Source organism: Bradyrhizobium sp. SZCCHNS1022 (genome assembly GCF_032484835.1).
Taxonomy (GTDB): Bacteria; Pseudomonadota; Alphaproteobacteria; order Rhizobiales; family Xanthobacteraceae; genus Bradyrhizobium.
The window spans coordinates 495,179-508,915 of the sequence record NZ_JAUETT010000003.1; the positions used below are offsets into that span (position 1 = coordinate 495,179).

Sequence of the window (13,737 nt, forward strand, 5' to 3'; positions counted from 1 at the left end):
CCCTGAATTAAATTCAGGATTGAATAACAGGCATGGCTGCAGAGCGGAAGCCGGTAAATCTCACGTCAGCCACCATGATTAAATGCGAGGGCAGCATCCCAGGACTTGAATTTGGGGGCATAGGTATCGCCGGCGCTCAAGGCCCATTGATTGACTCCTGGAATAAGCAGCCAGGCGGCCGTGCGCGAGGCCGGCATGCTCATGAAGTCCTGCCATTGCTCACGCACGAGCGCGGCGAAGCTGTCCGACATCTTGTAAGCCTGGAGCAGCGCGGCAACCCTGCCCTTCGGTCCACCATAATCAGTCGAGATGCCCAGCGCGGTACAGGTCTGCGTCGAAGGATACCAGCTCTCGAAGCCGCCTTCATAGCACTCGACCGATTTGCCGAATTGCTGCGCGATCCGGTCCCAGACAGGATAGATGCCGGTGCCGTTCGCTCCCGACTTGAGCGCACGCAACGTTTCTCCACCAGGCTTGCCGTTGGCCAATGTTCCCGCCCGGATATCCTTGTCGAGGAAATCGAGCGCCGCGGCCATCTTGGCGGGAACGGCACTGGCGTAATCGTCAGCCGCGGCCAACAGACCCGCAATATTGGCCGGTCCCCGGCTGATGTAATTGCCATCGAAGTTCGTGCATTGCGCTCCGGAGTAATAGGTCGCGTAGGACAGCACGTCGCACAGGTCGATCGGCCGGTGCGGAGCGACATTGTGATCGGCAAATCCGTACCTTGCGTAATTTGGGTAGAGCGACCCGGACAAATCGGCACCTTGGAAACGATAGCTCAATGTCGCCCCCGCTGCGCCAAACGCCTGAAACGCCATGACGCGCCGAAGCTGGCTGGCCGAACGCGGCGACCACGCCTTCTTGACGAGCTCCATGACCTGGCAATAGCGGGCTGCGTACCAACCATGCATGCGGCGATTATTGTCGGCCGGAAAACCGAGCGCGGCCCCTCTCGCCGCCGCCCAGTGCGTGACCGGGAAGCTGAAATTCCAGACCTCGTTGCCGTACTCGAAATAGGCGTCGAGCGACGGCGACAGCAGATCTCTCACCAGAGCCGTCACGGCGGTGATCGACGCATCGTCGAAATAGGCGGGAAATGTGCACCAGTAGTGCGCGTTGATGCGGTTGGCGAAGGCGACCTGAAGCTCGAAGGGAATGCAGGGTGTTTGGCCGCCCGACTGCCACATGAATGCATTCAGAAGCCCATCGTAAGTCAGGGTGGCAAGGCTATTCGCCTTGATCACCCCGACCGCGAGCGGCTGACCTGTCTGCCCGCCGGAGCCGTAGAGGAGAGGCACAGCGCCGCGTCCGCCGGAATCGATCGTCACCTGGCTCGTTGTGTTGGCATCGACAAATTGCAGCTGGATCATCTCGCCGTCGACATAGCTCTTCCCGGCATCGCGCTGAGCCGCGCAGATATAGGCGTTCGTGCCGCTGGCGGATCCCGCCCAGGCACCAGGAGCCCATCGCTGCGTGCTTATGCCGAACCCGGTTCGCCAGGGGGGCACGTAACGGGATTGCGACGCAGATGAAAAGTTCGGGCCAGCCCATCCCATCGGACGAACTACACCGAGATTGAGCGAGCGATACACATTGACATAATCGTCGTCGAACATCTCCTCGGGCGTCTTTGCGTCGTCGATGGCATCCTCATCGACCAGCCGGCACAGCACCGCATTGTTCATTCCAGCGAACTTCGCACCGGCTGGAAAAACAAAGATGACGGACTCCGGCACCGACGCACTGAAAGTGAACACAACCCGCGCATTGGTGCCCGCGACAGTCATGTTGAAATCGGTCCCACCGCTGACGTAGCCAGAGCCGAGCAGGACACGAAACCCGGGCACGCCACGCATCAATTGGATGGTCCCGGTGCCCTTGAATTTTAGCACCATCTTGTCCGAAGGCTTGATTTTGGAAGGCAGGCCGATCCTTCCGGAAATGTTGTACTGAGGCGCCGCGGCTGGATATCCATTCGCATCAAGAATCGACGGATAGGCGTAACCAGCGTTCGACTGCAAACTATCGAGCGAACGAACCAGATTCTTGAACATGCCAGGCTCGATCGTGGTCCCGATCAAGAGCCTGTTCGCAGCCTTGGCACCGGCGGCTCCGTAAGCGACGCCGGCTCCGACGAGGGACGTGCCGATTGCCATCGCCGGAACGGCGGCCACGCCTGACAAGATGTCGCGCCTGGAGATTTGCATGTTGCCTTCCTCGAATCTCTCAACAGATTCGGCCGGCTTGTTACGGCGAATACCGTTGGGACGAAAACCTAATTAATGGCGAGGATCCCGAGAGATGACCGCCAGCCTCACATGCGTGGGTAGAGGTCCAGCGCAAATTAAATGATACAACAGTAGACTTCTAATACCCCGCAAGGATAACATGTCGCTGACATTATCCCCAAAGTCCTCCCTGGCCGGCGCCCCGACAAAATGGGACGCCGACAAGGTGGCATGATCTCCGTTTGCTCCGCGTAACTTCCCACATCGTTTGATCGAACGCGCTCGCATCTCACGAATTGAGCCCTTACCTTTTTCCTGCTGCGAACGACCCGGTGAAAGAAAACTGCAGAGATTGCTCCGGCCCGACCGTCAAATGAGCTACATTAAATCTCTTGACGGAATCCGCGGCATCGCGATCCTGTTGGTCCTTCTTTTTCACTCCGGCATTCTGCTCGTCGGCTGGGCCGGCGTACAGTTGTTCTTCGTGCTGTCTGGCTACCTGATCACGCGCGGTCTGATCGAGCAGAAGAATGGATCCTTGCGCGAATACCTGACCGGCTTCGTCTGGCGTCGATCCCTACGAATCTTTCCGCTATATTTTTTCTTTATCGCAGCGGTCGCCGTCATTTTCATGCTCACGACCGAGCCAGGCTCATTCAAACAGGACTGGCCTTTCCTTCTGACATATACGACCAATTTCGGCCGGCTGAGAGAGATCGATATCGACCCGGCATTCGTGCACTTGTGGTCATTGGCGGTTGAGGAGCAATTTTACCTGATCTGGCCACTCATCGTCTGGGCGCTGCCCCTTCACACATTCAAGCGCGTTGTGCTCGCTTTCATTCTTCTCACTCCAGGCGTCAGGCTAGGTCTTTTTCATCTCTTCGCCGAAATGGACCAGGAATGGATCGGGCGCAGCATTTACTGCCTTCCGATCTCTCAGTTCGACGCGTTTGCGACCGGGGCGGCGATCTTCCTATGGAAGCCTTACGAGTGGAGAAACGCCGTAAGCTTGGCCGCGGGAACAATCGGACTAACCACTCTGGCAGGCGCAATGGCCCTGGTCTATCAACATTTGTGTTGCCACAACGCCGTTAAATGGAGCTTTGGCTATCCCATGTACCTCATGCAAGCGAATGGCTTCGTCTGGGGATACACGCTGCTGAACTTCGCTTCCGCGGCCTTGATCATCGCTGCGATCAGGGGAGGTCCGGTAAACCTTATCCTTGAATCCAAGCCAGCCGTTGCAAGCGGTCGGATCTCGTACGGATTGTACGTGTATCATTTGCCGATGTTGTATCTGCTCAACATGGTCCCGATCGGAGGATGGCCGTGGAGCCTGCTCTACCTTGCCATCATTTTCGGCACGGCGCAGCTGAGTTTCAAATATCTCGAAAGCCCGTTTTTGCGGCTCAAGCGGCTGCATAGCAGGGCGGCCGAGGAGCCGGCTGCTGCTTTGAGGCCCGCGCCACCGTAACACCCGAGATTTATGAGCATGCATTACCGTCCTAGATCGACAACCTTCGAACGAAAACGGACAGCTAGGACTCAGGACACTCCAATCGCCGCGGCCGAAATGCCCCTATCGGAATTACGGAATCGTGGCACTGGATCACCGCTCCATCCCGCCATAAAATACACGCTATCTCGCCCACCACGCCGCGCGGCCCCACCGGATTGAACCACCTTGAAGCTGCTCGTTGTCATCGTCAATTATCGCGTCACCGACCTCGCCATCGATTGCCTGCGGTCCGTGGCGCCGGAGATCGCAAGCGTCCCGGACACGCAGGTCGCCATCTGTGAGAATGGGACCGGCGGCGATGCCGCGGCGCGGCTCCAGCGTGCCATCGACGAGCATGGCTGGGACGGGTGGTGCACGCTGACCACCCTCCCCGTCAATCTCGGCTTTACCGGCGGCAACAACGCCGTCATCCGGCCGGCACTCGCCGCGACCGACGCGCCGGACTACGTGTTGCTGCTCAACGCCGACACCGTGGTGCGGCCGGACGCCTTCAAGGCGCTGGTCGACTTCATGGATGCACATCCACAGGTTGGCATTGCCGGCAGCCGGCTCGAAGACCCCGACGGCACACCACAGCGCTCCGCCTTCCGCTTCCAGTCGCCACTCGGTGAATTCGAGGCGCATCTGCGGCTGGGCATCATCAGTCGGCTGCTCAATCGCTGGATGGTGGCGCCGCCCGCCGTCGACCGCACGTTTCAGACCGACTGGGTGCCCGGCGCCAGCATGATCATCCGCCGCGCGGTGCTCGATGAGATCGGCCTGCTCGACGAAGGCCTCTACACCTATTTCGACGATTGCGACTATTGCTTCCGGGCGCTGCGGCGGGGCTGGACCACATGGTATGTGCCGGGGAGCCGAGTTGTCCACCTCGTCGGACAGTCGACCGGCGTCACCGCAAGGCCGAAGCGCCTCCCCGCCTACGTATTCGAAGCGCGGCGGCGCTACTTCCTGAAGAATTTCGGGCCGCTGCGCGCAGCGCTGACGGACGCCGGCATGCTCACAGGCCTCGCGCTGTGGCGCCTGCGCGTGCGTCTCACCGGCAAGGAGGATAGCACGGCCCCCCACCTGCTCGGCGACTCGCTACGTCACAGCGTCTTCGCAAAGGGCTTTGCACTCAACACGGTGCGCAATCCGGCCTTGCCTGACTGCCCGCCCTCTCCCGCAGGAAGCGCCTAACGTAATCTCACCACGCGTCAGCATAGGCCGTCTCCAAGCAACTCCTGCACGCTGCCGCATCGAACCGAGACGATTTCCTGAACTCCGCCATCCTGCCATGCATGGCAACCAGTTCGGCGAAACTCTCGATGGTCTGATAATTCCGCCCGAGATAATCGTCGACCAGTATCCTGGTATCCCGCCCGACATGGCGCAGGCTTTCCAGCGCGCAGGCAACGCGGAAGCGCCCGTCGATCAGGATGGTGTCAGGAACGGCGTCTCGCAGAACAGGCCATGGTGCCTTGGGATACGCCTTCCATTTCTCGGTTCGCGACGGCGTCGGCCTGCCGAAGACGGGAAATCCCCACGCGTGAGTGACGCCGATATCCGGCCTCAGCACGGCAACCTCAGCCGTGGCGTCGGCGGGGATTGCGTCCAACACGGCCCGGCCGAAGACGGGATCGCTCTCGACGCTCACGAGCTTGCGGACCATACGCGATGCGGTCAGCGTCGACCCTCCGCTGCCATACTCGAGATAGACCGAGGTCGTTTCCAACGCGGTGGTGAAAGCGGCTAACCCCTCCTGATCCAGGGCGGGTGTCCGGATGACCTCGCAGCCCAGCAGCCGCTCGCGCGCAACGAAGATCGCGGCCTTGGAGAAATGTTCGACGCGCTGCCAGACTCCCATTCCAAGATCGCTCCTGCGACACGACCGTCGCGCCTCGCCTGGTTCCGGCCGCGCTCCAGATGGCGAGCCGTGCCCGTCCAACTGAGTACAGTTTATTCCCGCGCCCGATCCCTTTTGACGTGTTGTCGGCCAGCGGTGCAATCCCGATTTTCCCGTGAGCCGAAGGCACATGGGGAAAAACACCTCCAGCCGCCGGACCGACAGAGCCAGCCCTCGCGTGCCGAAAAGTCCGTTACCCTCTGGTTTTGCAGGATTTTTCCATTTCGACCGCTGCGCCGATTGAATTTAATCTCTCGACGATTTAAACGAGATTATACGGCACATTCCCGCGCTCCGCGCTGGACAATGTGTCGCGCCGGTCGCGGTTTTTCAAATCCATATTCAACAGTGTCGAATTAAATGCGTGCAGTGATTCTGGCCGGCGGCCTTGGAACCCGATTTGCCGAAGAGACGGATGTTCGGCCCAAGCCGATGATCGAGATCGGCGGCTGGCCGATCCTCTGGCACATCATGAAAATCTACAGCCATCACGGCATCCACGACTTCATCGTCTGCCTGGGCTACAAGGGTTACGTCATAAAGGAGTACTTCTCCAATTATTTCCTGCATCAGTCCAACGTCACCTTCGACCTGCGCGAGAATCGCATGGAAGTGCTCGAGAAGCACGCGGAGCCCTGGCGTGTCACGCTGATCGACACCGGCGAGGACACCATGATCGGAGGACGGATCAAGCGGATCCTGCCGTACGTCCGCGATGACGATGCGTTTTGTCTGACCTATGGCGACGGCGTAGCCGATATCGACATCCGGGAAAGCATCGCGTTTCACCGCCGGGAAGGACGACTTGCAACGGTGACCGCAACCAAGCCGCCGGGCCGCTTCGGCGCCATCAATCACGACGGCACGCGCGTGACCGGTTTCCAGGAAAAGCCCCGTGGTGACGGCGGCTGGATCAATGGCGGCTTCTTCGTGCTTTCGCCCAAGGTCGGCGACTATATCGCCGACGATGCGACGGTCTGGGAAAAGGAGCCCATGACCGCTCTGGCCCAGGACGGCCAGCTCAGCGCGTACTTCCATGACGGTTTTTGGCATCCGATGGATACACTGCGCGACAAGCGCTACCTTGAGGATCTCTGGTCGCGCAAGGTCGCGCCTTGGAAGAAGTGGTAGGCCCATGCGGATATTGATTACCGGGGCGATGGGCTATGTCGGGCCCGTTCTGGCGCGACATCTGCGCCGACGATTTCCCACGGCCGAATTGATCGGGTTCGACAGCGGCTTTTTTGCCCACAATCTCACCGCAGCGCAGAGGCTTCCGGAGACGCTGTTCGACCGGATCCATATCGGCGACATACGCGACTTCCCTGCGGAACTGCTCGACGGCGTCGATACCGTGGTCCACCTCGCAGCGATCTCGAACGATCCGATGGGCAAAGAATTCGAGCACGTCACGGAGCAGATCAACGAGCGCGCGAGCATCCGCCTGGCGCGGCTGGCAGAGCACCGAGGGGTGGCCCGGTTCGTGTTCGCGTCGAGTTGCAGCATCTATGGCGCGGCCGAGGGGCGCCCACGACGCGAAAGTGACGAGCTCAACCCTCTGACGGCCTATGCCCGCTCCAAGGTGGCCATGGAGGATACACTGCGGGCCAGTAATGAAGGGATGATGACCACGACTTGCCTGCGCTTCGCCACGGCGTGCGGCATGTCGGAGCGGCTGCGCCTCGATCTTGTGCTCAACGACTTCGTTGCCGCTGCGATGGCGACCGGAGAGATCACCGTCCTCTCGGATGGCACGCCGTGGCGCCCGCTGATCGATGTGAGCGATATGGCCCGCGCGATCGAATGGGCGATCGGACGCGACCCAGACCAAGGCGGTCGCTTTCTGGTCGTCAATGCCGGCAGCAACAGCGCCAATTACCAGGTGCGCGATCTGGCGGAGGTCGTCGCTGCGAAAATCCCGGACGTGCGCGTCAGCATCAACCGGCAAGCCCCGCCTGACAAGCGTTCCTACAAGGTAGACTTCTCACTGTTTGCGCAGCTCGCGCCGTCGCATACGCCCGTCGTATCCCTCACCGATTCCGTCAGAAACCTGCACGATGGCCTGCGCTCGATCGGTTTTGCGGATAGAGAGTTCAGGACCTCGTCCTTGATCCGGCTGCATTCGCTGAAAACCCATATCGCCGAGCGGCGGTTGTCCGCCGACCTCAGATGGCAAGAGGCAGAGAACAACCGCCGATGAAGTTCGTCCCGACACCGCTGCATGGCGCCTTTACCATCGAACTCGAGAAGCGCGGGGACGACCGCGGCTTCTTTGCGCGCTTCTTTTGCCAGCAGGAATTTGCCGAGGCCGGACTGCCGATGGCGGTGGTCCAGATCAACAATTCGCTCACAGCCAAGGCCGGCACGCTGCGCGGCATGCATTATCAGCTGCCGCCGGCCGCAGAAATCAAGGTGGTGCGGTGCATCAAAGGCGCGCTGTTCGATGCGATCATCGATCTGCGCCCGGACTCCCCGACCCATGGGCGCTGGTACGGCACCGAATTGACGGCCGAGAACCGGCGCATGCTGCTGGTGCCGCGCGGTTTCGCCCACGGCTTCCTGACGCTCGCCGACGACACCGAGGCCTTGTATCTCGTGAGCGCCACCTACGCGCCGGACCATGAACGTGGTGTGCGTTTCGATGATCCGCGCTTCGGCGTGCAATGGCCGCGGCCTCCGGTGGAGATGTCGCCCAAGGACCGCAACTGGCCCGATTTCGACCCGGCGTTCCACGGTTCAGAGTTGATGCGAGGATTGGCGTGAGGATCCTGTTGACGGGCGCCTCGTCCTTCACGGGGCTGTGGTTCGCACGTGAACTGGCGGCAAAAGGGCACACGGTCGTTGCACCGCTCAGAAGCGGCGATTACGACGGCATCCGAGCAATGCGCATCGCTGAGCTAAAAAAAATTGCGGCCGTTGTCGAGAACGCCCCCTTTGGGTCGGCACGCTTCCTCGACCTGATTGCGGACGGGACCTGGGACCTTCTCTGTCATCATGCCGCACAAACGCAGGACTATCGCAGCCCGGGTTTCGATGCCGCAGCGGCGCTCGCCGAAAACACCCACAACCTTGGGACCGTGCTGAAACAGCTGTTGAGCCGCGGCCTGTCCGGGGTGGTCCTCACGGGCTCGGTATTCGAGAACGATGAGGGCGCGGGTACCGCGCCGCTTGCAGCCTTCTCGCCCTACGGCCTGTCGAAAGGATTCACCTGGCAGTCCTTCCGCTTTCTCAGCGCCACCATGGGGTTCAACCTCGGCAAATTCGTCATCGCCAATCCGTTCGGGCCGTTCGAGGAGCCTCGCTTCTGCAGCTATCTCATCCGGTGCTGGCTCAAGGACGAGGTCCCCTCGGTCCGCACGCCGCTCTACGTCCGCGACAACATCCATGTCGATCTGCTCGCACAAGCCTATCGGGATTGGGCCGAACGTGTGCCGGCGCAAACCAGCCGCATCGCAAGGTTCAACCCAAGCTTTTATGTCGAGAGTCAAGGCGCCTTCGCACGACGCTTCGCTGACGAAATGAGACCCCGCCTCGGCCGGCCGTGCGCCATTTCGCTGCTCGCTCAGACGGACTTTGCTGAGCCCATGGTCCGGATCAATACTGACCTAGTCGATGGCGGACGTTACGGCTGGAGCGCGACAGACGCGTGGCAGGCCGCAGCGGATTACTACCTGTCGATGGCATCGTAGCAGGGCATCGGGGCACAGAACCCGAATTGCAGATGCCCGGGTGGGTGAATGCCGCCGCGGTCCGAGATTGCTTCTTGCACCTAACGGGGCTTCCTCCGACCAAACATGCGTCGGCTCTGGAATTGGCGGCTCGCATGCGAACACCCGCTCGCCGCCGCGCGCAGCCGCCCTACTCCGAATTTGACCGAGCTGCTACGGCGGCAACTATCCTCGCGCTGACCTGCCCCCCCGCGCCCTCCTGACGGCGATGGCGATGTCCCCCAATCAGGGCAATTTCACCGCACATCGCGCAGAGTTCCGCAAGCATCCGCAGAGGGCCGGGTTTGACATCGGCTTCCAGGCAGCAGCTGTCCCCCGATTAAAGTGCGGCGAGGGCTCGGGCAGTAGAGCTACGGGGACGATATTTCTGCGCAGCAGAGTTCGATAGAAGCCATCAATTTAATGAAATGGAACATTTAAGCTGTCGACAATTGCTTTTTCCGAGAGGTCTCCTCCGGATATTGCCAATGGTGCAATGGCCGATTCTTATCGATACTTGAGTATGGCTTCCTGGCCGTTCGCATTAATGCCGCCGAGCAGCATTCGCTCAGCGCCGAATGACACCCTTCCGAGCCAGACCGCGGATCAGTGTCATTGCTATTTATCGTGCATTGCGAAACGAAAATTGGTTCGGCAGGCAATTCTTGCACAACTTTGCGATAAGGCCGCCAGTTGGCTTGCAATTTCCCGCCGCTGGTCACAAATACTGTGACGTCCTGTCAACTGCAAGTTGATCTGCGGTCATTTTTTCGTTTTGATGAGTTGCGAATCCGGGAAAATGTGACGCTCTTATCCTTCGCGCGACTTTAACTGCCACGAGGAGACGCTAGGCGCCAAGATGCCGAAGTCAGACCCCATGAAAGCATTCAATTTCAATTCCATGACCGTAGACGAGATGTGGCAGCTCTACGAGGAAGTTGGGCGGGTCCTTTCGGTGCGGCTGGCCTCTGAAAAACGCGAACTGGAAAATCGGCTCGCGCGGCTCAATCGGGAAAAGGGCATGGGTGGCCCTGATCTTTCTGCGGCGCAACCCGCAACTCGCGGACGAAGAAAATACCCAAGAGTTTATCCCAAATATCAGAATCCGAGTCAGCCGTCGGAAACGTGGTCCGGCCGCGGCAAGCAGCCACGCTGGCTGGTCGCAGCGCTCAAGACGGGGCGGCATATCGAGGATTTTGTGATCAAAAAAGCCGAAGATTCCAAGAGTTCTGGCCAGAAGAAGGGCCATCGTGCGCGATGATCCTGGTCGGCAATGGAGGCTGGACGTGAAACGTTTGGCAAGCGTGGCGTTATTCTGCATTCTCGTGCCCCATACGGTTTGGGCTGAAGGCCTTGCGACAAAATTTCGCGTCGCGCAATCGTCGACCGAAGCCTGCCTCGCCAATTGCGCCGCAGTGGATGCGTCCTGCAAACGTATCTGCCCAACGACCTTGGGAGCCCCCTGCGTCAGTTCGTGTGACGGCCAAGCTCAGACCTGCCGACAGGCCTGCAGGGGTCGTTAGCCGAGGACGGCGCCCCGACATCTCTGACCGCCGCGCACACACTTAACTCCATCCCCGTACTGGGATGTTCTATTGGTCTTTCGGAATTCTCCGACGATTGAGCGAGCGGCGGCGGCGCGCTTGCCGTTCTCTCTCCTCGACCTTGTCCCGAAGCTTCTTGACCTCGGCATAGCTCGCTCTCAGGGCCTCATCGTCGTGCAACGGGAGATCCGGCGGTTCGCTGCTCGTGTAACGCTTGTCCTTCATGACATACTCTAATGCACTATCTGCAATCTTCGAATGACCCACTATTGATGGGTGGCGCAGCGAACTGATCCAACCTCGATCGGCAATTGATCTCCCGCGACGAGGGACTTCAGATCCCACGGCTCGGCTCCAACAGTTGCACGACGAGAGGCGCCGCTCATCACGCATCACCGCTCTCTTAACTCCACATGCGCAAATGGCGTGCGTGGAGGGACATCTTCAAGTTCCGCGACGACCGACCTGTCGGCATCGTGCTCTAGTATGCGTTACGCTTCCGCAGGACCTCGAAAAACGTCTTGATGAGTATTTGGACGTCGAGCCAAAGACTCCAGTTGTTGATGTACCAAAGATCGAGCTTCACACGTTCCTTGACGTATTCCAGGGAAGGGGTCGCCCCTCTCGCACCATTGCATTGCGCCCAGCCGGTCATGCCTGGTTTGACATGATGCCGAAAGGCGTATTCCCGCAGAGCCTTCTCGAAATAACTGTCATGCGCGAGGGCATGTGGACGTGGCCCGATCAGTGACATCTCACCCCGCAGGACATTGAGAAACTGCGGCAGTTCATCGATGCTCGCAGCCCTCAGCGGCTTCCCCACCCGGGTGACCCTCGGATCATTGCGCACAGCCTGAACGATATCCGGTCCGTTCTCCTGAACCGTCATGGTCCGGAATTTGAACATGACAAATTCCTTCCCATTAAACCCCTTACGGGATTGCTTGAAGATCACCGGCCCCGGGCTGTCGATCTTGATGGCAACGGCGGTCAACAGCAGGACTGGCGAAAGAAAAAGCAGCGCCAGGCTGGACAGCACGATGTCCATACCACGCTTGACCAGTCGTTCCATGGCCGTAAGCGGCGCCCGCTGAATATCGACCGTCAACACCCGCTGCCGGGCGGACCACACATAACTCGTCAGCGTTCTGACCCGCATGTCAGGCAGCAGGCGCGCAGCGATGGGAACCGTTTTGAGGTAGTCGCGGACAAGGTCGAACCGCGCCGAGTCGTGCCAGGGCAAGATCACCAGCAGTTCCCTGCAGTCATTTTGGCGCACGAAGTTCGAGAGCGAGGCGAGCGTTCGCCGGTCCGCCGCCTCGCGCGCGTTGGGATCACATTCATCGCTCAAGGCAAACTGCACAGCACTGGGCGCGCCAACGAATCCGAGCATGTCCCGCTGGTCGAGAGCATCCAATTCCGTTCGATCGCCTAGTATCACGACGTCGCGGCGTCCGATGACGTCATGCACGAGCGCATTGGAAAGCCAATATTTCGTCAGCTTGCGCACGCCGAGCAATCCGACCGGCGTGACGACGTAAAAACCGATGAAAGCTCCCCGGGAAAAGAAGACGCTGACTTTGAACAGGAACGCAAAAAACGCGAGCAGCAAACCGGTCATCGACCAGACCACAACGACCTCGGTGATCTCCACGGTCGGCTTTGCGCTGTCGAACAGCTCATAATAGCCGCTACCGCTCATCCTCGAGATATGGATGAAGGCAGCCAGGAGACCGAGCGCGCAATAGGGAAGGAGGTCGGAGGCCCGATAGCCAGCCAGATACTCGTAACCCAGTCCGGCACCGACACAGGAAAACAGGATGATCAGGGCATCCGCGGTCGAAAGCACATAGGGAATCAGATTGCCGGAGAGGACGACGGAATCCCTGGTCGGGACCGCGGGCTGCTCCATCGCCTGATGTATCTCAGAACCAGTCGGCATGAACAAACACTCTGGGGCCGAAAGGCTGACGTAGCGACGCCAACCACACCCCAATAAGCGACGCATTAAAACACAGTTTAATTTCTTATTAATACTCGGAAAATATAAAATAAAGAAACGACAGATGCAAAATATCCGATGGCAGTCAGCCCACTACGGAACCCATAGAAATGACTGCACTTTCTGTGTACGCCTGTGTTGCTGGGATTTATATCGGCCTATATTTTGATATTTTGGCGCTCGTTCCGCTCTTCACCTTGGGTGCAGGCTTCCTCGTGCTGACGGGCTGGGTGGTCGGCGCCGACCTGGCCGGACTCGCCAAGCAACTGGTGGCGCCGCTCGTCTGCCTGCAGTTCGGTTACGTGAGCGGCATCTGGTCGCGCGACAGCTATGCCAAATTCCTCAGGCGAGTGAACCCGCGCGGTCTAGGCCCGCGAACCTGAAACTGCATCAGGCGCCGACACCCGCACAAATCGAGCGGGCACTGTACCGGCTTTCCAGGGCGCGATCGAGCTCAGACGAAGACACACACGCAGAGATCGCACTTATTTATCTTTGCGACCACAATAGGACCGACGCGAGCATGAGCTGACTGCTCCCGCAGTTCATTGCGATTGGCGCGGGCGAACCCGCGGTTGATCTACTCCCGGTCCGGCCAATCTGTGAAGGCCAGAACCCAAAGTGCGATCAGATTGACCAGCGGAATGAGCGTCAGGATCGACCAAATCGGCGAAAGCCCGAGACGGCTGAGAATGCGGCCCACCGGATAGATGACCACCGCGATCATTACGATGAACCAAAACCAATGGGCCGGGCCGAAGCCGTACATCCAATAGTCCATCATCTGCAGCCTCCAGCGAGAACCGGCCAGCATCCTGCCGCAGCTTTCAAATCGCTCGGTTGATCCAG

Annotated in this window: 12 protein-coding genes; 8 read left to right on the forward strand and 4 right to left on the reverse strand. The window is 59.6% G+C overall.

All coding sequences use genetic code 11. The annotated features are described in order from the left end of the window. Positions 1-65 precede the first annotated feature (65 nt). Positions 66-2,210, reverse strand: coding sequence for a hypothetical protein (locus QX071_RS21955; RefSeq protein WP_315704758.1), 2,145 nt, complete (start codon positions 2,208-2,210; stop codon positions 66-68). A 394-nt stretch (positions 2,211-2,604) separates the two neighbouring features. Between QX071_RS21955 and QX071_RS21960 the strand changes: the two genes are divergently transcribed. After that, positions 2,605-3,708 (forward strand): acyltransferase, encoded by a 1,104-nt coding sequence (locus tag QX071_RS21960; RefSeq protein ID WP_315704759.1) that lies wholly within the window; start codon positions 2,605-2,607, stop codon positions 3,706-3,708. A gap of 210 nt (positions 3,709-3,918) precedes the next feature. Beyond that, positions 3,919-4,929: a glycosyltransferase family 2 protein gene (locus QX071_RS21965; RefSeq protein WP_315704760.1), complete on the forward strand. Its 1,011-nt coding sequence runs from the start codon at positions 3,919-3,921 to the stop codon at positions 4,927-4,929. Between the two features lie 7 nt (positions 4,930-4,936). Here the strand turns inward: QX071_RS21965 and QX071_RS21970 are convergent, their stop codons facing one another. Continuing rightward, positions 4,937-5,596, reverse strand: a complete 660-nt coding sequence (locus QX071_RS21970) for a hypothetical protein (protein ID WP_315704761.1) — start codon at positions 5,594-5,596, stop codon at positions 4,937-4,939. 399 nt (positions 5,597-5,995) lie between these two features. On the opposite strand from QX071_RS21970, the gene rfbF reads away from it, so the two are divergent. The 5 genes from rfbF (at position 5,996) to QX071_RS21995 (ending at position 10,603) form a co-directional block, all read left to right on the forward strand. After that, the gene (rfbF, locus tag QX071_RS21975) at positions 5,996-6,766 is read left to right on the forward strand and encodes a glucose-1-phosphate cytidylyltransferase (RefSeq protein ID WP_315704762.1); all 771 of its coding nucleotides are present in this window, start codon (positions 5,996-5,998) and stop codon (positions 6,764-6,766) included. Positions 6,767-6,770: 4 nt separating this feature from the next. Beyond that, positions 6,771-7,835: an SDR family oxidoreductase gene (locus tag QX071_RS21980; protein ID WP_315704763.1), complete on the forward strand. Its 1,065-nt coding sequence runs from the start codon at positions 6,771-6,773 to the stop codon at positions 7,833-7,835. Next, entirely contained in the window at positions 7,832-8,398 is a 567-nt protein-coding gene (rfbC, locus tag QX071_RS21985) for a dTDP-4-dehydrorhamnose 3,5-epimerase (RefSeq protein ID WP_315704764.1), read from the forward strand. Before QX071_RS21980 ends, rfbC begins: the two co-directional genes overlap by 4 nt. Then, positions 8,299-9,324, forward strand: coding sequence for an NAD(P)-dependent oxidoreductase (locus QX071_RS21990; protein WP_315704765.1), 1,026 nt, complete (start codon positions 8,299-8,301; stop codon positions 9,322-9,324). Before rfbC ends, QX071_RS21990 begins: the two co-directional genes overlap by 100 nt. Before the next feature lie 895 nt (positions 9,325-10,219). Beyond that, positions 10,220-10,603 (forward strand): H-NS histone family protein, encoded by a 384-nt coding sequence (locus QX071_RS21995; RefSeq protein ID WP_315704766.1) that lies wholly within the window; start codon positions 10,220-10,222, stop codon positions 10,601-10,603. A 764-nt stretch (positions 10,604-11,367) separates the two neighbouring features. On the opposite strand, the gene QX071_RS22000 is transcribed toward QX071_RS21995, so the two are convergent. After that, the gene (locus tag QX071_RS22000) at positions 11,368-12,798 is read right to left on the reverse strand and encodes an undecaprenyl-phosphate glucose phosphotransferase (protein ID WP_315729647.1); all 1,431 of its coding nucleotides are present in this window, start codon (positions 12,796-12,798) and stop codon (positions 11,368-11,370) included. Between the two features lie 200 nt (positions 12,799-12,998). On the opposite strand from QX071_RS22000, the gene QX071_RS22005 reads away from it, so the two are divergent. Further along, the gene (locus QX071_RS22005) at positions 12,999-13,271 is read left to right on the forward strand and encodes a hypothetical protein (protein ID WP_315704768.1); all 273 of its coding nucleotides are present in this window, start codon (positions 12,999-13,001) and stop codon (positions 13,269-13,271) included. Between the two features lie 197 nt (positions 13,272-13,468). Here QX071_RS22005 and QX071_RS22010 read toward each other — a convergent pair whose 3' ends face one another. Continuing rightward, positions 13,469-13,672 carry a hypothetical protein gene (locus QX071_RS22010; RefSeq protein ID WP_315704769.1) on the reverse strand — a complete coding sequence of 68 codons (204 nt, stop codon included), beginning with the start codon at positions 13,670-13,672 and terminating at the stop codon, positions 13,469-13,471. Positions 13,673-13,737: the final 65 nt, after the last annotated feature.

Coding starts and splice junctions, on each gene's coding strand:
- rfbF (WP_315704762.1), top strand. CDS start 5,996: ATGCGTGCAGTGATTCTGGCCGGCGGCCTTGGAACCCGATTTGCCGAA.
- QX071_RS21990 (WP_315704765.1), top strand. CDS start 8,299: ATGGCCGCGGCCTCCGGTGGAGATGTCGCCCAAGGACCGCAACTGGCC.
- QX071_RS22000 (WP_315729647.1), bottom strand. CDS start 12,798: ATGGAGCAGCCCGCGGTCCCGACCAGGGATTCCGTCGTCCTCTCCGGC.
- QX071_RS21960 (WP_315704759.1), top strand. CDS start 2,605: ATGAGCTACATTAAATCTCTTGACGGAATCCGCGGCATCGCGATCCTG.
- QX071_RS22005 (WP_315704768.1), top strand. CDS start 12,999: ATGACTGCACTTTCTGTGTACGCCTGTGTTGCTGGGATTTATATCGGC.
- QX071_RS22010 (WP_315704769.1), bottom strand. CDS start 13,672: ATGATGGACTATTGGATGTACGGCTTCGGCCCGGCCCATTGGTTTTGG.
- QX071_RS21970 (WP_315704761.1), bottom strand. CDS start 5,596: ATGGGAGTCTGGCAGCGCGTCGAACATTTCTCCAAGGCCGCGATCTTC.
- rfbC (WP_315704764.1), top strand. CDS start 7,832: ATGAAGTTCGTCCCGACACCGCTGCATGGCGCCTTTACCATCGAACTC.
- QX071_RS21995 (WP_315704766.1), top strand. CDS start 10,220: ATGAAAGCATTCAATTTCAATTCCATGACCGTAGACGAGATGTGGCAG.
- QX071_RS21955 (WP_315704758.1), bottom strand. CDS start 2,210: ATGCAAATCTCCAGGCGCGACATCTTGTCAGGCGTGGCCGCCGTTCCG.
- QX071_RS21980 (WP_315704763.1), top strand. CDS start 6,771: ATGCGGATATTGATTACCGGGGCGATGGGCTATGTCGGGCCCGTTCTG.